This window comes from Neokomagataea anthophila, assembly GCF_018122595.1.
Classification (GTDB): domain Bacteria; phylum Pseudomonadota; class Alphaproteobacteria; order Acetobacterales; family Acetobacteraceae; genus Gluconobacter; species Gluconobacter anthophilus.
The window spans coordinates 385,637-409,568 of the sequence record NZ_JAGRQH010000003.1 but is presented as its reverse complement, the minus strand read 5'-3'; the positions used below and the strand labels follow the sequence as shown (position 1 = coordinate 409,568).

Genomic DNA, 23,932 nt, shown 5'->3' with positions numbered 1-23,932 from the left:
CACCATAAAAGAGAAATCTCTACTTTCCAGCGGTAACACGTTGGGGGGCACGTCATTATGTATTAGCTTTCGTCTCGGTTGGGTACGGTAACTAGAGAAATATTTTGGATTTCAGTGTCAGCTTGTTGAACGTATTCGATGCGTTGCGCTTTATGGGGGTTAAATAACAAACGCGTGACATCGGGTCGTGAATAATGTCCGATAGGGTCTGCTGCGGCTTTAGCCATTGGAATAGCGGCTAGGTCGATGTCAGCGTAAAGAATGCCTTCTTCTTCAGGCGAAAGGGGAGTAGCGAGATCCCGTCCGTCTGGGCCGTAAATGCGAGCATATCCACCACCGGTTTGGATAAGTTCATGTTTGTTAGGCGTGTCGCACAATTGATCAATCATTTCTTGTGAGACTGTGGCGCAAGGGGAAAGAACAAAACATCCGCCCTCTACAGCATAGATGCGCGCTGCAGCCGTGTTGACTTCCCCGCCTAGTGCATAGGCCGTAGGTTGATAAGTTGAGAAGCTGGGCCAAGCTGCAATATGGACCTGTTCATTTTGTGCGAACATAGCGTATTTGCTGAGTGGTTGAAGATGTTCCCAGCAACATAGTGCTCCAACACGCCCGAGGCCGGGCAGGTCATGTACTGCGAGGTCACTGCCATCCCCTTCGCCGTAAACTGTTCTTTCACAGAAGGTGGCGCGTAGCTTGCGGCGTGTTGAGACGGTTTCACCCTCTGGGTTTAAAATCCACTGAGCGATGTAGAGTGAGCCTTCATAGCGCTCTGATAGGCCCAGAACAGCTGTGATGCCGACTTCTTTTACAGCGGCACGCAAGCGGTCTGCTTCTGGGCTGTTGTAAGCTAGAGAATTATCGAAATATCGAGATGTGTAACCTTTTCCCATGGACCATGCTGGGCTATCCAACCAAATGTGCCAAGGATACCCAGGAATAAAAGTTTCAGGAAATGCTACTAAAGACGCTCCATTATTGGCAGCTTCTTTAATGAGTGTAATTGTCTTATCGATACTGGCATCAAGATCAAGAAACGCAGGAGCGGACTGGATGACAGCAACTTTATATTTAGGGTGTTTGAGGCCCATGTTTGGCTCCAGATCAAAGGTGGTTAGCCGGGCTAGTCGGTAGCCCTGAACCCTTATGACATTATATCGGAATCAAAATGTGTCTTGCCTAAGAAAGAACAAAAATATGACTTTAGAAGTTTATTTGATAATGTGTTGTATCAGGCAATGTTGACGGTATTCTCGTGGAGATTGTTTGAAAGTGGATGAAAACACACGACTGAAATGAGATTGGCTAATAAAACCGCTCATACGCGCGATTTCACCGATTTGATAACGGCTGCGAGCAGGATCCGATAAGGCTTTATGTGCCCATTGGAGCCGCTTTTGTAAAATATATTCTGCGGGTCCAATTCCTTCATCAGAGAAAAGATCATCTAAATATCGTGTTGAAATTCGGAATTGTTGCGCTAGACTTTGTCGGCTGAGTTTTGGGTCATGCAGTTGCTTTTCAATAGCGGCGCGTAGTTGTAAGCCCATTGCTAAGCGGTGAGATGTTTGTGCTGGTGAATGGTCCATCGTTGCGATGAGCATTGACGCCACGATTTCGCTTGTTTGTGTAGCAATTCTGTTCACGAGTATACTGGGTAGATCCTGGGTAGTATTTAAAAGTTGTGAAAGAAAATTAGCTGTAATCTCATGTAAAGGGTTCGTTGTGTCAATCGTGGTCGCTGTAAGATTTTCAGCATATCCTAAGCATGAGTTGAGTGCGATGCTGGGCATCATGAAAACAATTTGCTCAAATTTATGGTCAAAATTTAAAGTGTAGGGCCGTCGGCTGTCATACAAAGCAAACGTGCCGGGCTTTAAAATGGCTTGCCGTCCATCTTGCTGTACTTCGCCCAGCCCTTTGATGCCAAGACTTAGCAGGTAGTAAGAATTTTCTGCCTTTTGTGTAAGTTTGGAAGTCCGTGTAACAGACTGAGCGCTAGAGCAAACCTTTGAAATGCTGCAGGTATCAAGAGAAAGGCGTGTGATGTGGCCCTGAAAATTATTTGTTTTGAGAGAGCACTCTAACGGAACAAATGAACGTGTAATGATATCGTGCCAGCACTCTTTCTGGGCATGCTGTGATAACCCTTCGGTGCCGTAGGTTTGTAGTCTGGAGGACATAAGGCGCTGGGTCCTATACAGAGAGAGAACCATTAAGGAAAATGGACCATATGATTTTGTAAAGTTTCTTTATGGTAATTTTTTACGCCATAAAAAAGTATTAATTTATTTATGAATGGTAGCAGCAAAATTAATGAAATCAGTGAGATATTGTAGGTCTTCATCCACTTCACGATGGCCAAGAAAAATTTGTTTTGCAATTCCGTATTTGCCAATTTTGATTGAATGTAACTCAAAACGCGATGCATATTCGTCTACTAACCAGCGGGGAAGAACAGCAACACCTCGGCCATGTGCTACCATTACCAGCATGATGTCTGTTGTTTCAATCTGCTTTTGTTGCCTTGGGGCGATGCCGGCGGGATGAAGAAACTGGGTATAGATATCCAGTCTCTCTGTAGAAACAGGGTAGGTGATGAGTGTTTCATTTCTAAGGTGTTCTGGTGTAATATCCGTAATACCATACAGTCTATGTGTCTTGCCGACAACTAGAACGAGTTCGTAATCAAATACTGGTGTGAATATTAATCCAGGCTTGTACAGTGGATCAGGTGTTACGAGAATGTCGATTTCGTTACTGATAAGTGCACCAATTCCACCAAATTGAAACTTTTGTCGTACATCGACATCCACTTTCGGCCAACGTTCAAGGTAAGGCGAAACAACATTGAGTAACCATTGATAGCAAGGGTGACATTCCATACCAATATTGAGTGTGCCACGTTCGCCATTCGCAAACTGCTCTAATCGTTCTTCGGCTAGAGCGAATTGTGGCAGTAGTCGATCGGCCAAGGAAAGAAGCCAATGCCCCGCTTGTGTCAATACTAGTGATCGCCCTTCACGCCGCCATATCTTGACACCAAGTTGAGTTTCAATTTTGCGAATGGCATGGCTGAGTGCTGGTTGAGTAAGGTTCAACCGTATTCCTGCGGCCGTAAGAGAACCTTCCTGAGCAACGGCTTGGATAATCATGAGGTGGTGACGTTCGAGAGCAGTCATATCTCTTCCAATCTTATATAATAAATCTATATATCTACCTAAATGAAAATTCGATAACAATTAACATATGAAAATATCACCATTTTATAGTAATATGAAGGTATTTTTTGTGTTTATAGGGTATAATACTCTATAGAATAAAACGCCAAAAAAATCTGGCGTGGAACTTTTGAAACGCTCCACGCTTTTGATTGTTATGAACACAATTTAGGTAGATAGTTCTTGACGGATTATTTCTGCTCCATCTCCTAGAGCGCGTAATTTTTTTGTGGCGACACGCCGAGATAGGGGGGCCATACCGCAGTTGGTCGACGGGTAGAGTTTGTCCGCAGCAACGAACTGAAGAGCTTTGCGTAGAGTGCTGGCGACTTCCTCGGGAGTCTCTATGGTATTACTCGCTACGTCAATAGCGCCTATCATTACTTTTTTCCCGCGAATGAGCTCAATGAGATCCATCGGAACACGTGAATTTTGACATTCTAGCGATATCAGATCAATGTTTGATTTCTGCAATTTGGGGAATATTTCCTCATACTGTCTCCATTCTGTGCCGAGAGTATTTTTCCAGTCAATATTCGCTTTAATACCGTACCCATAGCAAATATGAACGGCTGTTTCACATTTTAGGCCTTCAATGGCTTTTTCGAGTGTGGCAATTCCCCAGTCATTTACTTCATCAAAGAAAACATTGAAGGCTGGCTCATCGAATTGGATAATGTCAACACCAGCTGATTCAAGTTCACGGGCTTCTTGGTTAAGAATATTAGCAAATTCCCAGGCTAGTTTTTCACGGTTTTTATAGTATCCGTCATGGAGTGTGTCGATCATGGTCATGGGACCTGGAAGTGCCCATTTGATTGGTTTTTTTGTGATTTTACGTAAGAACTTGGCATCTTCAACAAAGACCGGTTTTTCACGTGAAACGGCATCTACGACTGATGGTACGCTCGCATCGTAACGATTACGAATTTTAATAGTTTGACGGTTTTTAAAATCGACACCACTTAGGTGTTCGATAAATGTCGTCACAAAATGTTGGCGCGTTTGTTCTCCATCGCTCACGATATCAATACCACCATAGTTCTGGTCATCCAGTGTTAGGCGTAAAGCATCTTGCTTGCCTTCAATGAGTTCGTCCCCTTGTAGTTTCCAGGGTGACCATAATGTTTTAGGTTTTGCTAGCCATGAAGGTTTTGGCAAACTACCAGCGGTTGAGGTGGGGAGTAATGTTTTCATAGTTTTATCCTTGGTATTTTGAGTGGCTTAGACTGGGCATTTAGTGAACCATTTCCAAAGAGTATCTTGGTATGGTTTGATAAAGCGTTCTTCAGTAAATTTCCCTTGTTTGATAGCGAGGTGACTGCGCTCTTCACGGTCGTAAACAATACGGGTTAGCGAATAGTCCTGATGTTCTAAGCTGGGTTGGTATCGTTCTTTGGCTGGTGAATTCGCATTGTATATTTCAGGTCGATAAATTTTTTGAAAAGATTCCATCGTACTAATCGTACTGATCAGTTCTAAGTTGGAATAATCTGACAGAAGATCATCGATAAAATAAAATGCTAGAGGAGCGTTGGCATTGGGAGGCATAAAATACCGTACTTTCATACCCATTTTTTTAAAGTACTGATCGGTTAATGAGAATTCTTTTTGCTCGTACTCGGCCCCTAAAATTGGATGGTAATTTTTGGTTTTATAATAAATTTTATTACTGGAAACGCTTAGGCATATAATAGGATTTTTCTTAAAAATAGCTTTGTACTCATCTGAATAAATAACTGATTTGAATAGGTGTCCGTGAAGGTCACCATAGTGTTCGGGAACTTGAAACTCCGCCCCATTTTTATTGTGGTTCAAAAGTCGTACGCTGAAGTCATAATCGCGAACATAAGAAGAAAAACTATTTCCAGATATTCCTGATATTATGCTATTTGTATTTCTATCAAATATAGAAATATTTAACATTTCTATCAGTGGAAAAACATCATGTTTCCCATCAATATTAATATTCATTTCAATTGAAATGATCTCTAGATCGATAGAATAGCGATTTGCGTGTGGATTGTCCCAATGTGCGAGGGAGTTGAAACGGTTATTAATCATTTGAAAGACATTGTGTAGATTGTCGCGCCGATGTTTTCCGCGCGCTAGATTGGCAAAATTGGTTGTTAGGCGTGTATCATTTGAAGGAGTATAATTTTCATTAAAACAGGTTTTTTTAATGTTGAACGTAAAATGGTTATGCATTTTTATTTTACCTATTTTAAATAAAACCCTCTATAATCTGTATAGGATTTTATTGTTCATAACGTTTATGTGGCGACGTATTAAAATGCCTTATGCCCGAAGAGTTAAATGAATAAAAATGATATTTTTTCATAAAACTATGAAATTAATTCATATTTATGGGCTTAATTTTTAGTTAAAAACGTGATTGTTTCTCGCAAATTGCCTGTATTGTAGAGTGAATTTTTGGGGTTCTATATGTGTATATAATATCCAAATTTTGGACTTTTTGTATAAAGTTTTTAATTTAATTAAATATAATATTTTCCCTTATGTACGTAATTTTATTTATTCTTTAAATGGAAACCTTGAATGTCGTGGTCCATTTATTGGAATAATGTTTTTTATCTAAAATAAGAGATCCACCATGACCCAAAATAATTTGTCGGGCGAGTGTTAGTCCTATGCCGTTCCCTCCGTGTTTGAGTGAAACAAAGGGATGAAAGATCGTTTCTTCTTGCTCGGGCGGGATACCATGACCATTGTCTTGTATGAAAATATGCGCAGAGTTCGTTGTCGCTTCGGCCGAAAGATGAACGCGAGGCTCCGCGTGCTCTAACGTCGCTTCGGCCGCATTATTGAGGATGTTGAGCAGTGCTTGCTCCATTTGCGCTTGATCGAGTTGAATGGTGGTCAAGATGACAGGGAGTGAGACTTCAAGTGAGACGCGACCTTGCCAACGTGCATCAAAAATTTTGGCTGTTTCTTGTAGTAATTGACCGAGGTTAAGCGGTTTGAGTTGCGGGGTTGGAAGGCGGGCGAGGTTTCGGTAGCCTTGTACAAAATTGTCCAGTCCTTCTGCGCGGCGTTTTATGGTTGAGATCGCGTCGGCAATGAGGGTTTGTGTTTCAGGGGAATAAGGTTCGTCAAAAAATTCTTTTGCTGTGGCTGAGAGGGAAACAATCGGCGTCAAAGAGTTCATAATTTCATGGCTCAGAATATGCAGCATATCGCGAAGGGCCTGAGCTTCGGCGGCGTTTAACCCAGCTTCAATATCTGTCAGAGCAATATAATGGGTGATACCGCCAACATGGTTTCCCGTACTGATGGAGAGCGTATAGAGGCGGGATATGCCTGTCATGCTAGAGGTGATGCGTATGATTTTACTGTTTGGGGAAGATGGTTGGGTATCTAGTGCTGAGAGCAAGGTGTTTGGTGGGTTGAGTAAATGCCCTTCTGTACCAAAAAGCTGGCGAGCGGATCGATTGGCCGTGTGTAATGTACCATCAATGGTGCGAAATAAAAGTGGGACAGGAACGTGATTGAGTAGCGCACGATTACGGATGGTTTCGCGGTCTTTAGGGGCCACAACCGAATGTTCGACCCGTTTTGTAGGGCGTTGTTGCAGGGTATATTGGGTTAAGAGAATAGTGATGGTGCAGGCAAGCGCGAGGCCTGCGAGCAGGCAGGATGAAGCATAAAAATGGGCGTGCCATGCGGGTAGCACTAAAGCAGTACTTGCGCTCAGAGCGATGAGTTGTGCCGTAAGGCGAAATTGGTGCTTCATTTATAAGCCATACCGGGCCATACGGCGATAAAGTGCAGGGCGTGTTAGCCCCAGCTCTTGAGCCGCGCGTGAGACGTTAAAACTATGTTTGCGCAGGGCATCTTCAACCAAAGAGCGCTCTGTGTCTTTCAATGTGGCGTTACGTGTTAGGGGGGGACTGGAAGGCAGTGTAGGTTCTGCCCAGTGCCCAGAGAGAACGGTACGTTCTATGATTGCTCGAAGAGAACGTATGCCTTGTGGCCATGGTGATGCTTGGAGGCGCGCTAAGTGTTCTGGCGAAAGTGCCGGGGCGGGAAGTGCGTGCCGGGTGGAGAAATAGTGCAAAAAATGCAGCGTTAACGCTTCGATATCCTTTGGCCGTTGTGAGAGAGAGGGAAGATAGAGAGCGTTCATTTCGAGATGAAGCATTAAGCGTGGGAGAAGAGCTTTTTTGAGGTCAAGTAGGTCTAGAGATGACAGGGCAATGAGCCGTGGCCCGTCATGCTCTTCTAGGCGTTCGGCCAAATGACGCTGTGTGGCGTGGGGGAGCTGTTCTATTTGTGGGCAGAGCCATGTTTTGCCGTGGTTGGGCAGGGGGGTGCTATCATCAGAACAGATGAGGCACGGAGGGTTTTCATCGCGTGACAGGGCATGCAGGCGCTTGGCAAGGGAGAGTTTTCCAGATGCAGGAGGCCCGTAGATGAGGAGAGATGCCCATGTGGGGGCTAATCTATCCGCTTTGGCTAAGACGGCCTGCATCGCAGGAGAGGAGGCTAAAAAAACGGCTTCCGTATTCGTGTTAGGGGTAGATGAGGGTGTGTTGAGGTTTTTTTGTAGCAAGGCGATCAGGCGGCCATTGTTCCATGGCTTCATTACAAAATCTGTGGCACCTGTGCGCATGGCTTCTACGGCGATAGTGATGCCGCTATGGCCGGTGACGACAATAACGGGCATGTTTGGGCGCAAGAGCAGTATTTCCTTAAGAAGGATAATGCCTTCTGCACCGGATCGGGCACCTTTTGTGTAGTTCAAATCCAGCAGCACGAGGTCGATCGTGTGGGACGCAAGGCGCATGAGGGCCTCTTGTGTGTTCTGTGCTTCCAGCATGGTGATGCTATGCCGCCGGAGCAGGAGGCGCGCTGCTGAGAGGATATCCGGGTCATCATCAACGAACAACACGGTGAAGGTTTTATGCGATTCGTTTTGAAGTGTGTTCATTTCGGGGGTTGACGGCCTTATGAGGGGTGTACGGTTCCGGACAGTATGTTCGCTTTCGGACAAGTATGGGTGGATATTTAAAAAATACTGTTTATTTTCAATGCGTTAAAAACGAACATTTTTATCATACACTGTTTGTCATGAGGAGAAACAGTGCCATGGATCATCCTGTTTTTAACACTGCACAAGTGGCAGCGGCCCAAAGCATTTCCGGAACGGGGATGGACCGAGCGGTTGCGCCGTCCCGCCGGAAAAAGGCGTTGCGTTATGCTGTGCGCTATGGTGGGCCGGTTGCGGTGCTTTTAGCGGGGTGGGGTGTGTGGGCGATGGTTCCAGCCTCTGGCACGCTGTCCGTATCGAGCGATCAACTGCAAGTGGCGATGGTGAAGTCTGCGCCGTTTCTCGATTATCTTCCGGTGCGGGCCACGGTTGCGCCGTTGAATGTGACTTTTGTCGACGCCGTGCAAGGTGGTGAGGTCCTGCAGGTGATCGCGCGTGATGGGGCCTTGGTGAAGGAGGGGGATGTGCTGGCCAAGCTCACGAACCCGCAGCTTCAACTGGATGTTACGTCACGCGAAGCGCAAATTGCCAGCCAGCTTGGTTCGGTGAGTGCGCAGCAATTGGCGCTGCAACAGAGCCGTACGGCAGAAGAAACGCAAATGGCAGAGGCGCGGTATAATCTGCTCAAAGCGCAGCGGGAATTGTCCATTCGTGAACAGCTGCATGGGCAAGGGTTTGAGTCAGATGCGAATGTGCAGTCTTACCGTGATGAAAGCGATTATTACGCACAGCGCTTGAAGCGATTGAATGACGCGCGGGCGCAGGATCTGAGTGTGTTCTCTCGGCAGGAGCGTGAAATTGCGCAGGAAGCGGAGCGTTTACGTTCGAATTTATCGGTTGTGCGGGATAGTTTGAATGCGTTGATATTGCGCGCTCCAGTGGCTGGGCGCGTGACCAATTTTGAGCTTCAACCTGGGCAGTCTTTGAAGGCAGGGGATAAAATCGCGCAGATTGATAGCGAGGGCCAATATCGGCTTGATGCGGATATTGATGAGTTTTACCTCGGACGTGTGGCAGTTGGGGAACGTGCTACGGCGAGTTTTGGAGATGTTGCGGTGCCTATGACGGTATCGCGGGTACATCCGCAGGTTACTAATGGTCAGTTCCGTGCAGAACTGACGTTTGACAAGCCGCCAACAGGTGATTTGCGGCGTGGTGAGAGCGTAGATGTACGTTTGACCTTGGGTGAGACGCATACCGCGCTTGTCTTGCCGAATGGTGCGTGGATGGAAGCCAGCGGAGGTACATCCGCCTTTGTTGAAAATTCCGGTGGCCGTGGTGCGGAGCGGGTCAGTGTGACGTCTGGTCGACGGAACCCAGAGCAAGTGGAAATTACCAGCGGCGTGCATGAGGGGGATCATGTGATCGTGTCCTCATACAATAGCTACAAAAACTTCAATCATCTCTCAATTCATTAAAAATAAGGAATAATACGATGTTCATTCAGCTTTCAAATATCCAACGCTTGTACCGTTCTGATGAAGTTGAAACCACGGCTCTGCATGATGTCAATGTCAGCATTGATGCGGGTGAGTTCGTGGCCATTATGGGGCCTTCGGGCTGCGGGAAGTCTACGCTCTTAAATATTTTGGGGACGATTGATCGGCCAACGGCGGGGCAATACCGCTTTGCGGAGCATGATCTTACGGCGATGAGTGAGGTGACGCTGGCACAATTCCGGAGAGAGAATCTGGGTTATGTGTTCCAGAGCTTTAATCTGATTGATGAGCTTACGATTGAGGAAAACATTGATCTCGCTTTGATTTATCGGAAAATTCCGAAAGCGGAGCGTAAAGAGCGTGTTGCGGCGGCGATGGATCATGTGGGGATTGCGCATCGGGCGCGGCATTATCCGTCTCAGCTCTCAGGTGGGCAACAGCAGCGTGCGGCGATTGCACGGGCGATTGTGGGTAAGCCGCGCCTTATCCTTGCCGATGAGCCGACTGGAAATTTGGATACAGAAAATGGCGCACAGGTGATGGATATGCTCCAGCGCCTGAATGATGACGGCGCGACGATTATTATGGTGACACACTCTCCATCACATGCGGATTTGGCGAAACGCCGGATTGATATGCTGGACGGACAAGTGGTCGTGTCTGTGCGTAACGCGCTCTAGGGAGGGTGTTATTATGTTTGGCACAATCATCCGTAGCGTAGCGCGACAGGCGCAGCGACAACCGCTTTATGTAGGGTTGAATGTTTTTGGCTTGGCGCTGGGGATCGGGGTCTTTCTGACTTTGGTACTACTAGTGCGGTATGAGTATAGTTTTAATATGGACTTGGCTGATATTCAGCGCGTGGCGCGAGTTGATGCACATTGGATGATGCCGGGCGTTGAGGCCAAAGAATATCCTGAAAGTACGTTCCGGGCCGTCCCGTTTTTGCGGCAGGATTTCCCGGAAATTGAAAGCAGTACGCGGCTGGAAGAAAATGGGGTTAGCCTTCAAAAAGACGGCCATTTTGAAGAGTTTGATGAAGGGTCAGTTGATCCGGATTTTTTTAAGGTTTTTGGTGTTGCCCTGCGTTCTGGCCGTGTGGAGGGAGCATTAAGCCAGCCGGATAGTGTGGTTATCTCCGAAGGTGCGGCGCGCAAAATTTTTGGTACAGTTGATGTGCTCGGGCGGGTTGTGACGCTTAATCATGGTGAGAAAAACTATGCTCATACGATTAGCGGTGTGTTGAAAAACCGGAGTAAACCTGATTTTTTGACGCGGTATGATTTTTTTATGCCGATTACGAAAAATGAAGAAAAGCAGGACTGCTATATTGATTGGGGCGGAGATTGTGGGGCAATTTATTTAAAACTGCATAAGCCGTCTCAGATTAACGTCATTAACGCGCAATTAGAGCAATTTATTAAGCAGCATGCTGCAGGGACGGATGATTTCTCCATCGGTCCTAACCCCGAAAGAATCTTTGCGCTGTCTTTGGTGGGGCTAGATAAGACGCATTTTTATGATGCGCATCTTCAATACGCTCAAGATGCCATTAACCAGAATGTTGTGAATAGTATTGGCTTGATTGCTGCGCTTTCTTTGGTGTTGGCATGCGTCAATACGGTGAATTTGGCAACGGCACGCTCTGCTTTGCGGGCGCGAGAGGTTGCTTTGCGGAAAACCTTTGGTGCTACCCGTAAGGCTCTTTTTATACAGTTTATGGGGGAAGCGACGTGTTTGGTTGTGTTCTCGGCATTTATTGGCCTTGCATTGAGTGAAATATTGGTTCCCGAAATTGCGCTTATTACGGGTAAAAACGTAACGATTGACTATGGGTTCGTGTGCAAAATTCTACCGATTATTATTGTGGCCTGTAGTGTTTTGAGTGGAATTTATCCGGCTGTTGTTTTGTCTGGCTATCGTCCATCTCTGATTTTTGCAGCGACGCGTATGGCCTCTGGTGGGCGTTTTGCGGAGCGTTTGCGGAATAGTTTGACTGCTGGGCAGTTCACGATTGCTGTTTCTTTAGTGATTTGTATGTTGGTTATTCATCATCAAACAGAGTTTCTGCGTGATGCAAATCGTGGTTTTGCTAAAGAGGGTCTTTTAATTGGTCATCAGATTGCTGCGGATACTCTAAAGACGCAAAAAGATATATTGCGGGAAATACGCAATGTTCAGGGCGTGGATTTTGCTACTTTAGCGCTCTTGGCTCCCAACCCTGATAGGAAGTCACGCACGACATTTGACTATAATGCCCCTACGGGAACAGTGCGGGTTCATGTTTTAACAGATACTGTGAGCACGGATTATCAAAAAACTTATCAGCCTGTACTTATGGCGGGGCGGTGGTTTGATCTGGAGCATTTTGAAGATGTCTTGCCTACGGGGAATGGGAAAAGACAGCGCCGCACTAACGCAATCCTGAATGCGAGCGCCGCACTAAAATTCGGCTTTCATAATGTGGAAGATGCGGTTGGAAAAACGATTAATGACGGGGGCGGTGATGTCGTCATTATTGGGGTTATCCGTGATATTCGCTTTGAGTCGCCCCATGCGGCAGTATATCCGAGCATAATATTTTTTAATCCACTCTCGGATAATTCACTTTATCTGCCAATACCCGCTATTCGTTTTCACGGGGTTTCTGAAGCTGTGATGAAATCACGTTTGGAAAAAGCGTGGTACAAAGTAACGCCGAATATTCCATCGGATTTTTCGGATATTAATGAGCGTCTTTCCAGTTATTACGAGGATGATCAACGTTTGGGGGAAGTCTTCACGGCGGGGGCTGTTGTTGCGCTGATGATTGCTTGCCTTGGTTTGTATGGCCTGGCGTCTTTTGCAGCGACGCGGCGTGTGCATGAGATTGGTATTCGTAAAACGCTTGGGGCGACGGGCATGCAAGTTATTGCCTTACTTTTGCGTGGGTTTTTGAAGCCTGTTGCGCTGGCCTGTGTCATCGCAACCCCAATTGCTTGGGTGATTATGCGCAGCTGGTTGTCGGGGTTTGACCAGCGTATCGCCTTGAGTGCTGGTGATTTTATCATCGCAGTCTTGGGCGCTGTGATCATCGCGACGTTCACGGTTATTGGACAGACTTACCGTATCTCACGTGCTGAACCTGCGCGTGCTTTGAGGGCGGAGTGACTATTATGCGCAAAGCACATTACATTCTTTCTCTGGCGCTTTTGAGTGCTGTGTCTCCTCTCCAGGCTCAGACGCTGAATGAGGCGTTGGAGATGGCGTATAAGAGCAACCCGACCTTGCAGGGAGAGCGGGCGAACCAGCGTGCCGTGACGGAAAATTCTGCGCAGGCGCGCTCTGGATGGCGGCCGACTGTGACCATCAATATGGATGCGAATTATCAGAAAGGCCCTTATACCGGGGCTTATGCTTTGGGGTCTTACACATCAAATTACGCAGAAGGTTATGTTCAGGCTAGGCAGACGCTTTACTCGTTTGGGCATGTAGCGAACCAAGTGAAAGCAGCGGATGCGCGTTCACGGGCAGAAATTCATGCGCTTGAGCAGACTGAAAACCAGGTTTTTACCAGTGCGATTACGGCCTATATGGATGTGCTGCGGGACCGGGCTATTCTTGACGTTCGTAAAGCTGATTTGGAGATGCTGCGACGGCAGGTTCAGCTGACGACATCACGTTATAATCTCGGCGGCATTCCGGCGGAGCAAGTGACGAAAACGGATGTTGAGCAAGCGCAGGCACGGTTGCATTCGGCAGAAGTTGGCCTGAATCAAGCGCGCGCTACTCTTGCGTCTTCCGAAGCATTGTTTCGTACAGTTATTGGCGTGGAACCTGGTGTTTTGGCGATGCCTGATGGTCTGCCGGGGCTGCCGAGGGATTTGGGTCATGCGCTGAAGGACGCTTTGGCGTTGAACCCGCAACTGGCGCAGTCTCAGGAGAATAAATTCGCGGCAGAGGCGGATATAGACACGGCGCGTTCCCAGTGGGGGCCGCAAATTCAGGCTCAAGGAATGTTTGGTACGACTGGGCCTGCGTCTCCGTTCCGTGGGCGGTTATATGGTGAGCAGATGTCGGGGACGGTGTCCTTAGTGCAGCCGCTCTATAATGGAGATTTGTATAATTCGCAGATCCGGCAAGCGCGCGATAAGGACGAGCAGGCGCGTCATGCTGTAGAGTTAGCGCGGCGTACGGTGTTGCAGAATGTCGCGGCGAGTTGGAGTGCGGTTGAAAATGGCCTCCAAGCTATTTCGGCGGGGGCTGCGGAAGTGCATTCGGGTGAGACGACGTTGAAGGGCTATCAGCTGGAATATGGCTATGGTCTGCGCAGTACGACCGATGTGCTGTATGCGGATCAGAACTTACGTTCGGCTCAGGTTGAGTTAGCGTCGAGCCGGCATGACACGATTGTTGCGGAAGCAAATCTTTTGGCATCCATGGGACGTCTGCAAGCGCAGCAGCTTTTATCCAATAACCACGACACGCATGGTGAAGAGGCGTTTCGCCATGCGCGGCGGCGCGGTTGGGAGCCGTTGCAGGCGCCGATTTCTGCCCTTGATCAAGCCGGTTGGTGAGGAGAGTGCGTGATGTTTACCGTCATGTTTACAGGAATTTTCAAGGGTGTTTATCGTACGCTGACGTACCAAAAGCGTTATGCCGCGATTAATATTGCGGGGCTGGCGCTGGGTGTGGCTGTGTTCCTCGTGATGGCGCTGACTGTGCGGTATCAGCTGTCTTATAATGGGTCTTACCCCGGTATGAGTGATGTTTATCGTGCTGATGAGGCGTTTCGCCTGCCGGGGAATGCACCGTTTGAGACAAAGTTGACGAGTTTTGTCGGTGCGCCGTTCCTGAAGCAGGATTTCCCTGACATTAAAGATGTCGTCCGCGTTTGGGACGGGCGAGACATGACATTGCGGTTGAGTGGCAATGTTCAGCGAGAAGCCGGCGTTATAGCGGACCCGAATTTCTTTTCCTTCTTCAAAGTGGGGGTGATTGCTGGGGATCGGGCGCATGCGTTGGACCGGGCAGAGTCGGTGGCTATACCGGCCTCAATCGCGCGTAAGTATTTTGGAACAGAGCAGGCGCTGGGGCGGGTGCTGACGGATGTGAATACGAAGACATCCTTCACGGTGACGCTGGTCTATGCGGACCCGCCGCCGAATACGGATGTGACGTTCGGGGTTGTGCGGCGGGCCACCAAGCTAACAGGCCATTCTGAAATGACGCAATGGGGCGTGATAGCCGGCGAGATATATGTCCGTATTCCGGATAAGCGGGCTCTTGCGGGTATTCAGGCAGGGCTGGACAATTATCCGCTCAAACATCGGGGTGAGGTCACTGAGGAGATGATTAGGACAGAGTTTGGGAAGAGTGCACCGAAGCTTGTACCATTTGGGGCGCTGCATTTTTACGATGCGACGATCGGGGAAGGTGGTGAGGACCAGAGACTTGTTTATATTCTGGCGTTTATTGGTCTCGCTGCGCTCGCTATTTCTGGTGTGAATTACATTAATCTTGCCACAGCCCGGGCTGGAGAGCGGGCGCGTGAAGTGGCGATGCGCAAGGTTTTAGGCGCGACACGTGGGGCGCTTATCCAGCAATTTATTGCGGAAGCGGTTGGGATTGCGCTTATAGCTGGGTTGTTTGGGTTGGCGATTGCGGAGGTTTCGCTCCGGTTCGTCAATGCGCAGGGCGGTTGGAAGATTGCGTTTGACCTGTGGTTTGCGGTGCCTGTGGGGCTGGGTATTGCGGCGCTGGCGGGGTTGCTGGCGGGGGTGTATCCGGCGTTTATTTTGTCGGGCTATCGGGCGGCGTCTGTTCTGGCATCAAGCAAGATGCCTTCTGGTGGAAAATTGGCCGGACGGCTGCGCAACGGGCTTGTTGTGGCGCAGTTTGCATTTGCGACGGGACTGGCGATTTGCGCGCTCATTATGGGGCAGCAGGCGGCTTATGTGCAGTCCCTCGCGCAGAAGGCTAATCCGGATGAAATTGTGGTGGTGCATCCGCCCAAAATCGGCGGGGAGACGGCGTTACAACAGGCTTTTGCGTCGGTTCCAGGAGCGGTTGCTGTGGGGCGCAGTAACCTGTGGCCGCATCAGTTTAATTATAATCGGATGTATGGGCGGCAGGGTGCTGTGGGTAAAAAATTGCTTAATGTGGGGTATGTTTCACCGGAATATCAGGCGCTTTATGCGGTAAAAATGCTGGCTGGGCGGTGGTTTGATCCGGCGCGGGCGATGGATTTTGCCGGGGCGAATAAGGAAGGCACCGAGGAGGGAGCAGCGCGCTCTGGCGAGAACATCGTTATTAATGCGCAGGCGGCGCGAATGCTTGGGTTTGCGCGGCCAGAAGATGCTGTTGGCAAAACGATCCATGAATCTGATGATAATGTGGATTTGACGATCAGCGGGGTGGTGGCGGATCTGCGTTTGAATGGGCCGTCTGAGGGGGTGAAAGGGATTGTTTTCTTCGGGTTGCACACGACGCATCCGCAGGGTGGTGACATGGCGTGGCAGGTGCGGATTCATGGGGTGACAGCCGGGGAGGCGCGGGAGCGGGTTCAGGCGGCCTGGCACCGTGTGCGGCCTGATGATGTGTTTAACCCTGTGCTGGTGTCAGATGTTGAGGCGACGGAATATCGGGAGAGCGGCAATTTATCACGCTTGTTTGGGGTGGGGGCTGGAGTGTCCATTCTGATCGCCTGTCTTGGGTTGTTTGGGCTTTCTGTCTTTACGTTGGCGCGCCGTGCCCATGAGATCGGTATTCGGAAGGTTTTGGGCGCGGCGCAGAAGGATATTTTCATGTTGCTTGGGCGGGAGTTTCTTGGCCCGGTCATCTTGGCGAGTGTTGTGGCGTGGCCTGTGTCGTTGCTGGTGATGTGGCGCTGGCTTGCGGGCTTTAATGAGCGGGTTGGGCTTGGATTGGGGCCATGTCTTTTGGTCACGGCGATTGCGCTCATCATCGCAGGAGGCACGGTGCTGGTGCAGGCTGTGCGGGCGTCCCGGCAGCCTCCTGCGGTGGCTTTGCAGCGGTAATGGGGCATTTTTGAATGATGTGAGGGGGCTGTTTTTGGCCCCGGGATTGGTCTTGAAACTGACCTGCTATCCGGCAGGTTGGTGAGGAGAAAAAACGATGTTTAGCGTAATGTTTACAGGAATTTTTAAAAGTGTTTTTCGGACTTTAACGCATCAAAAGCTTTATGCTGCGATCAATATTTTGGGGCTGGCGCTGGGTGTGTCGGTGTTCCTCGTGATGGCGCTGATCGTGCATTATGAGGAGACTTATGACACGACGCTGCCACGGGCGGGGCAGATTTATCAGGTTGATGAAGTGATACGCCTGCCGCACAAGGCACCGGAAGAAAGTGATAATGTGAGTTTTGTTCCGTTTCCGTTTCTGAAGCAGGATTTCCCCGAAATTCAGGCCGCTACATATGTGATGCGGATTCCGTTGACGGTGCGATCGGGGGAAGACATTGGACAAGAACAGGTCACGATGACGGATAAGGATTTCTTTTCCATTTTTGACCTGACGTTATTGGCCGGAGACAAGGCGACGGCGTTGGACGGGCCGGAGAAGGTGGTGATTTCCCAGAATATGGCGCGTAAATATTTTGGCACGACGGACGTACTTGGGAAAACGTTACATATTGATGATGATAAAGCGGATGCAGTTGTTACGGGTATTTTGGCGCAACCGCCTGCCAATCGGACGGTGAATTTTGATATTGTTGAACTCACGCCGAGCAAGTGGTTTTCGTACTGGCCCTTTAAGACTTGGGGCTCGGAATGGGGAACCATCTGGGTTCGGCTGGCGCATCCGCAGGATCAGGCACGTATTGACCAAGGTTTGCAGCATTACCCCGCGCGGCATCCGGGGAGTGATACGCTCGGTGCGGTTAAAGAGATGTTTGGTGATGGCGGATTGAAGTTGGTCCCGCTTCCGAAAGTGCATTTCCATAATGTGGAGATTGGTGAGGGCGGGAATAGCCTAGCTTTGATCCATATATTGGGCCTGATTGGCTGCGCAGCCTTGGCGACGGCGGTGATTAACTATGTCAATTTGGCGACGTCCCGCTCAGTCCTGCGGGCGCGTGAAGTGGCGATGCGTAAGGTTTTAGGTGCAACGCGTGTGGCGTTAGTGACGCAATTTATGTGTGAAGCGTTGGTTTTGGTGTTGATTGCGGTGTTTATCAGCACGGCCCTGACCGAAATAGCGCTGCACTGGGTTAATGCGTGGGGTGGCTGGAGCTTATGGATGGATTGGCCGTTTATTTTCCCGATATTGGGGGCAGTTATTACGGTTACGACGTGTGTGGCGGGGTTTTATCCGGCGATTATTTTGTCGGGCTATCGACCGGCGATTATTCTGGCCAGCAGTAAGACGCCTTCAGGGGGACGGTTAGAAAGTGCTGTGCGCTCTGCGTTAGTGGTTGGGCAGTTTGGCTTTGCACTGGTCTTAGGGATTTGCACGATGGTGATGCTCTCCCAAGCGTCTTACATACGACATATGGACCGTGGAGTGCGGCAGGATGGATTGATCGTCATTGATTCTCTTTGGAATCAAAGCCTTAAGGCACGACAAAAAGAGATTATCACGCGCTTGTCTGCTGTGCCGGGTGTATTGATTGCCACGCGCTCCGATATTTATCCGTATCATACGGTCGATGGTATGGATTTTCATTTAGTCGGGCATACGGATAAGCATAATATGCGATGGGGCAGTGCTACGGCGGGGTATTTTGACGCGATAGGTGCGCATTTGATTGCGGGGCGTTTTTTTGATGCGCAGCATGGGATGGATTACATCAGTCAGGATGGTGATGAAGTTGAACGGAATGCCATTCTGTCACGTCAGGCAGTGGTGGAGTTAGGGTTCGCATCCCCGGAGAAGGCCATAGGGGCGAGTATATATACGGTCTATAATGGTCAAAACGGTGCGGAGAGCCATATTATCGGTGTGGTGGATGATATTCGCTTCAACGGGTCTCAAGGGCGTATGCGACCTATTTTGTATTATGGCAGTAATCGACCAATTACGTTATGTGGAGCGATTATTCGGTATAGTCACACACCTCAAAACGTGATGATGGATCGTTTGCGGGCGGCGTGGCACGACATTGCGCCGGATGCGGCGTTTAGCGCGAAGAGCTTCTCTGATATTTATGCTGCTGATTCTGAGCCGGAGCAGCACCGTGGCAGTCTCTTTGCTCTAGGCGCTGGGGTGGCGATAGGGATTGCGTGTTTGGGGCTGTATGGTTTGTCCTCTTTCTACGTATCCCGCAGGCGGCAGGAAATTGGTATTCGCAAAGTCTTGGGTGCGCAGCCAAGGGATATTTTGTTTCAGTTTTTGCGCGAGTTTTTGAAGCCTGTTGTGTTGGCAGCGTTTATTGCATGGCCTGTGGCGTGGTTTTTTATGCGGTCTTGGCTGTCTGATTATAGTAACCGTATCGCACTGACGCCTGTGCCGTTTATTCTCATCACGCTGGGGGCCTTGTGTATTGCGAGTTTAACCGTGTTGGGGCAAACGCTTCGCGCTGTAAAACAAGGGCCGGCTAAGGTTTTGCGTTAGATAAAAACAATAATATTTAGCGAGTATATGATTATGTTTATACCGACGCTAATATTAAAATTAATTAGTCTATAAAAATTTAATAGAGAGTTTTTCAAAAATGAATGATTATAAAATAAGCATTCATTTTTATATTCATAATAGCGAGACTTTTATAAAAACATTTTTATAATTAACTTTATTAATAATTTTTTGTTTTTATATTTCTAAATAAATAATGTATACCTTTAAATTGGGGCGGATAAAATTTTGGAATCCTTATATATATTCTTTGTAATATATGGATATTCGCAGATTATATTGTGTTCTATCTTGAGTTAATTATATTTTTACTAAGGGTAGAATAATGTCTGATAATTCAAAATATGGAACTGGTGATATTGTCTCGTATGGTCACACGAAGACGTTAAATATTAATGGCCAGTCAACGGGAGATGTCATTGAGGCGGGTGGGTATGAAAACGCTGAAGCTGAGCTACCATATTACGATAACGGTGTGGTTAACGTTTATGATGCGACCATCACGGGAGAAGATTCTCAATTAGCTATAGGGACAGGCGCTAAAGCTCACGGCGTTATTGTTGATAACAAAGGGTTGCTTTACGTTGGTCACCAAAGTTTTGCTGAAGATATTGCGGTTAAGAGCGGTGGAACAATTGAGGTGGATTTTGGAAAAGAATATTATAGTGGAGCAAAAATAGAAAATTTGACCATATCGTCAGGAGGTACATTGACTATGTACCCAACATCAGACCCTGATGATCAAGCGCCGGATATAGAAAATGTAGACCTAGAACCTGGAGCAATCATAAGAGAAGGATTTACCAATATTTCTGTTGGAGACGGTAAAGTATTCTTTGCAACTTATTATGGTCAGGTATTTTCTTCCACCCTCTCATCGAATAAATCAAATATTAAAATTGTTCAAAATGAAGATGCATGGATCGTTGAAGAAGGTACGCCGTGTTATTGCCGTGGTACGTTAATTCGTACGGCGGGTGGTGATGTTCCGGTTGAGCATTTGCAGATTGGTGATCAGTTACACACGCAAAGTAATGGTTTGCGGGCTATTCGCTGGATTGGTCGTCGGAGCTATTCAGGTCAGTTTGCATCTGGGAACCGAGATGTTCTTCCGGTGACCTTCCGCCGTGGGGCTCTTGGTGGTGGTTTGCCAACGCAGGACCTATCCGTATCACCTTTGCATGCGATGTTCCTCGATGGTGCTCTTATTCCGGCTGTGATGCTGGTTAATGGCCGCAGCATTGTGCAAGCGGAAGGCATGGATGAAGTGGCGTATTTCCATATTGAGTTGGAAAGCCATGATGTGATCTTTGCCAATGATGCACCGTCTGAAACCTTCATCGATGATGATTCACGCGGCATGTTCCATAATGCGCATGAGTATAAAGCTTTGTATCCAGAGGTTGAGGCGGGGCTGCCGCATTATTGTGCACCTCGTCTGGAAGAAGGGGCGGAGCTTCAGGTCATCCGTGATCGTCTGGTTGCGCTTTGTGATGGGTCAGTCGTTTCCGTGATAGATGTTGAAGGTTTTGTCGATGTGGTCACGCGTGACACAGTTGCGGGCTGGGCGCGGTCTTTAGACCACGCTGAAGCGGTGACGTTGGACGTCATAATCAATGGACATGTGGTTGGTCAGGTCACGGCCAACCAGCCGCGAGCTGATGTCGGCGGTGATGTCGGTTTTACCTTCGTCTTGCCGCAGGCTCTGGCGGCGCATGAGCGGCATGTCATTGAGGTTCGCCGCGTGCAAAGCGGGGCAGCCTTGGGGCATTCCCCTTGGGTGTTGGACCAACTGGAACGGCATGATGCGTTAGATCAAGCAAAAACCGTTGTTGCAGGGGGTATGCGTAGCGCCGCTGCGTAAGCGTCATTAAGGTCCGGGAGGACGCTCTCTCGGACCTTGAATTATGCACGATGAGTGGCATTTACTTGGTAGTGATGTTGATTTCATTTTTTAAAGACAGTTATTTTGCAGCCTAAACACCAAACTCAGAACCTGTCCACGCAATGTGTGGAAGGGTTTGTCGATGTTGTAACGCATACTCATATTGCAGGATGGGCGCGTTATTTACATGATCCTGAGCCCGTACAACTTGTTATTCTTGTGAACGGTGGGGTTGTTGGGCACATATCTGCCGATCAACCGAGATGTGATGTCGGTGGAGATGTCGGCTTCACCTTCATTTATCCAGCGCTACTGACGTCGTCATATCATAATATGATTGAAGTGCGCTGTGTGCGTACGGATGAAGGCTTGCAAAACTCGCCGTGGCAGTTGGTGCCATCAGGCACAGAAGCACCTTTCACTATAGCTATGGTTCCTCCTGATGATCCGTTGGAGGGGTTTATTGATGAGGCATCTCGGGATCGTATCTCGGGGTGGGTATGGTCCCCAGAGCAGCCAGAAGAGGCTGTTGCGCTGCATATTTTTGATCGTGATCGTTTAATTGCACAGACTGTCGCTAATGGTTTGCGGGCGGATGTGGCCTTAATCAATCGTCCAGAGCGATGTGGCTTTCATGTTTTGTTTGCTGAACCTTTATCACCCTTTCAACGTCATGTTCTTACCGTCAGGCGGGCGCGAGATCAGGCGTTATTGGATGAAGCGCAGGTGATCGAAGCCGCAGATGGGTTTGATGGCTCTGTTGAGCATACGATATCTCAGCTTGTAAATACGGTGGATGAGGCGCGCCGCAAGAGCGTTGTAACATTTTTCTTGAACCAAGTTGAGCGTTTGAGTGTGGCGCACGCACAAATGGTGAGTGGGAAAAAAGAAGAGGAGCTTGCAAAGCAACGCCTACGGAGAGGGCTTCCTGCAACATTGCCAGAACGGAAGAAGAGAGCCTTGGTTCTCGATGTGTTGCGGCCGGATATTCACAGAGATGCCGGGTCCCAAGCTATTGTATCACACATGAAAGCATTAGTGGCGCTGGGGTATGATGTTTCCTTCGTGGCTAGTGAACAGATGGGCGGGTCCGAGACGCTGGAGGGACTCTCTGAGATTACAGTCTGTGGGGCGCCTTTTTATTATTCGGTGGAGGATATTTTGCGCCATCAGGCGGAAGCTTTCGCTGTGATTTATGTGCATCGCGAAGCGATGATGACGCGCTATTTTCCATTAATACGTGCACATAACCGGAAAGCACGCATTGTGTATAACATTGCGGATTTGCACTGTTTACGCGTTTTGCGGCAAGCGCATATTCAACAAAGACCAGAATTGGTGAATGAATCTAAGCGTTTGAAATCCCTTGAATTTCGGGCGATGACCCACGCGGATGTGACGTTAACGCATTCTGCGGTCGAGGAAGACATCATACGGCGTGAATTGCCGGGTATTTCTGTTCAGACGGTTCCGTGGGCTATGTCTGTAAGGAGCGATAGTCCTGCATTCGTGCAACGAAACGGGATTGTATTTGTTGGTAATTATGCGCACCTCCCGAACCAAGATGCTGCGCGCTGGCTCGTGCAGGAGGTGATGCCTCTTGTGTGGCGGTCTTTGCCGCAGGTTCAGTGCATTGTGGCAGGTGCCAATATGCCTTTGGTCATTAAAGATCTTGCTCAAGAGCATGTCTTAACGGTGGGGCATGTACCAGATCTTCAAGAGTGTTTGGGGACAGTTCGTTTGAGCGTGGCTCCGTTACGTTTTGGGGCAGGTTTGAAAGGCAAAGTGCTGGAAAGTTGGGCCGCAGGTGTTCCGTGCGTTATGACGTCTTGTGCGGCAGAGGGGATATCTTTGCCTGCCGAGTTGCAAGCCTATATTGGCGATGATGCCGCGCGCTTCTCGGATTGTATTGTGGCGCTTTATGATGCGGAGGCCGCGTGGCAGGCAGCTTCTGCTGCGGGAAGTAGTATGATTTTAAAAAATTATAGTAAAGAGAACGTACAGGAAGCGATTAAGGTGGCTGTATATCGATAATAAATTATATCAATATATTGATAATTGATATTAATTTCTTTGTGGTTATGGGGACCGAATAATCGGTATTTATTATTAATATATTGCCTTTTTTATCCATGACTATAATTATACTATTACTAATAGTTTAATGAATGATTAAATTTTTATAAAATGTAGGAGTATTATATTTGAGATATAAATTCATAAATTGTCTTAACGTGCAACATTGGTAAATGTTGCAAACTGCTCATCGACTTGCAATCGTTCCAGAAGGTGTTCAGCGTTCATAACTTGATATTGAGATTTAAGGTTTTTCAGTTCTGTTTCGTATGTTGAGATAATTGTATCGAACAGTGGTTTAAAACGATGGTCAATGACATCTCTGATTATGTCATTAGCGTCTTGTGAAATTTCGTTAGACACGATTTTCAGTCCTGAAAATAAATTATTTGTCAATTGATAAATTGCACATGAGCGATTTTTTGCAACAGATTTATTATTGGTATCGAGTGCTATCCAAATCTCACCTTTTCCCAAAACTGGACGTAAGGGAAGGGGGACTTTCTGTATGAATGAGTATCCTGATTCGCGTCTGATAATCACTGAAAAGCCATTGAGTGTAGCAACTCGGTGTAGCAAAACCGAGTTTGGGTTCGTGGAAACCTGAAAAACTCTAATGATTTCAATGAATTAAAGTGGTGCGAGCTGCGGGACTCGAACCCGCACGCCCATTCGGACTCAAGATTTTAAGTCTTGTGCGTCTACCATTCCGCCAAGCTCGCAC

At 48.0% G+C, this 23,932-nt stretch carries 16 protein-coding genes and 1 tRNA gene; 8 read left to right on the top strand and 9 right to left on the bottom strand.

What is annotated here, in order from left to right; all coding sequences use genetic code 11:
* Positions 1-62 precede the first annotated feature (62 nt).
* The 7 genes from KB213_RS07200 to KB213_RS07170 form a co-directional block, all read right to left on the bottom strand.
* The gene (locus tag KB213_RS07200) at positions 63-1,091 is read right to left on the bottom strand and encodes a carbon-nitrogen hydrolase family protein (RefSeq protein ID WP_211681640.1); all 1,029 of its coding nucleotides are present in this window, start codon (positions 1,089-1,091) and stop codon (positions 63-65) included.
* Between the two features lie 120 nt (positions 1,092-1,211).
* Positions 1,212-2,183, bottom strand: a complete 972-nt coding sequence (locus KB213_RS07195; protein WP_211681638.1) for an AraC-like ligand-binding domain-containing protein — start codon at positions 2,181-2,183, stop codon at positions 1,212-1,214.
* A gap of 105 nt (positions 2,184-2,288) precedes the next feature.
* A complete protein-coding gene (locus KB213_RS07190; protein WP_211681635.1) occupies positions 2,289-3,182 on the bottom strand; it encodes a LysR family transcriptional regulator in 894 nt (297 codons plus the stop codon).
* Positions 3,183-3,389: 207 nt separating this feature from the next.
* Positions 3,390-4,418 carry a methionine synthase gene (locus KB213_RS07185; protein ID WP_211681633.1) on the bottom strand — a complete coding sequence of 343 codons (1,029 nt, stop codon included), beginning with the start codon at positions 4,416-4,418 and terminating at the stop codon, positions 3,390-3,392.
* Between the two features lie 27 nt (positions 4,419-4,445).
* A complete protein-coding gene (locus tag KB213_RS07180; RefSeq protein ID WP_211681632.1) occupies positions 4,446-5,429 on the bottom strand; it encodes a putative oxygenase MesX in 984 nt (327 codons plus the stop codon).
* A 334-nt stretch (positions 5,430-5,763) separates the two neighbouring features.
* Positions 5,764-6,975 (bottom strand): sensor histidine kinase, encoded by a 1,212-nt coding sequence (locus KB213_RS07175; RefSeq protein ID WP_211681629.1) that lies wholly within the window; start codon positions 6,973-6,975, stop codon positions 5,764-5,766.
* On the bottom strand, positions 6,976-8,172 hold the full coding sequence (locus KB213_RS07170) for a sigma-54-dependent transcriptional regulator (RefSeq protein ID WP_211681627.1): 1,197 nt from the start codon (positions 8,170-8,172) through the stop codon (positions 6,976-6,978).
* 158 nt (positions 8,173-8,330) lie between these two features.
* On the opposite strand from KB213_RS07170, the gene KB213_RS07165 reads away from it, so the two are divergent.
* From KB213_RS07165 to KB213_RS07130, 8 genes are all read left to right on the top strand, one after another.
* Positions 8,331-9,650: an efflux RND transporter periplasmic adaptor subunit gene (locus KB213_RS07165; RefSeq protein WP_249110318.1), complete on the top strand. Its 1,320-nt coding sequence runs from the start codon at positions 8,331-8,333 to the stop codon at positions 9,648-9,650.
* Positions 9,651-9,667: 17 nt separating this feature from the next.
* Entirely contained in the window at positions 9,668-10,351 is a 684-nt protein-coding gene (locus KB213_RS07160; RefSeq protein ID WP_211681625.1) for an ABC transporter ATP-binding protein, read from the top strand.
* A 13-nt stretch (positions 10,352-10,364) separates the two neighbouring features.
* Positions 10,365-12,821 (top strand): ABC transporter permease, encoded by a 2,457-nt coding sequence (locus KB213_RS07155; protein ID WP_211681623.1) that lies wholly within the window; start codon positions 10,365-10,367, stop codon positions 12,819-12,821.
* A 5-nt stretch (positions 12,822-12,826) separates the two neighbouring features.
* The gene (locus tag KB213_RS07150) at positions 12,827-14,227 is read left to right on the top strand and encodes a TolC family outer membrane protein (RefSeq protein WP_211681620.1); all 1,401 of its coding nucleotides are present in this window, start codon (positions 12,827-12,829) and stop codon (positions 14,225-14,227) included.
* Positions 14,228-14,239: 12 nt separating this feature from the next.
* Positions 14,240-16,690: an FtsX-like permease family protein gene (locus KB213_RS07145; RefSeq protein WP_249110348.1), complete on the top strand. Its 2,451-nt coding sequence runs from the start codon at positions 14,240-14,242 to the stop codon at positions 16,688-16,690.
* A 97-nt stretch (positions 16,691-16,787) separates the two neighbouring features.
* Positions 16,788-19,226, top strand: a complete 2,439-nt coding sequence (locus KB213_RS07140) for an FtsX-like permease family protein (RefSeq protein ID WP_249110316.1) — start codon at positions 16,788-16,790, stop codon at positions 19,224-19,226.
* A gap of 346 nt (positions 19,227-19,572) precedes the next feature.
* Positions 19,573-21,111, top strand: coding sequence for a Hint domain-containing protein (locus tag KB213_RS07135; RefSeq protein WP_211681616.1), 1,539 nt, complete (start codon positions 19,573-19,575; stop codon positions 21,109-21,111).
* Positions 21,112-21,216: 105 nt separating this feature from the next.
* Positions 21,217-23,166, top strand: coding sequence for a glycosyltransferase (locus KB213_RS07130; protein WP_211681614.1), 1,950 nt, complete (start codon positions 21,217-21,219; stop codon positions 23,164-23,166).
* A 195-nt stretch (positions 23,167-23,361) separates the two neighbouring features.
* Here KB213_RS07130 and KB213_RS07125 read toward each other — a convergent pair whose 3' ends face one another.
* The gene (locus KB213_RS07125) at positions 23,362-23,751 is read right to left on the bottom strand and encodes a DUF6538 domain-containing protein (protein WP_211681612.1); all 390 of its coding nucleotides are present in this window, start codon (positions 23,749-23,751) and stop codon (positions 23,362-23,364) included.
* Between the two features lie 93 nt (positions 23,752-23,844).
* A tRNA-Leu gene (locus tag KB213_RS07120) sits at positions 23,845-23,930 on the bottom strand.
* Between the last annotated feature and the right edge of the window lie 2 nt (positions 23,931-23,932).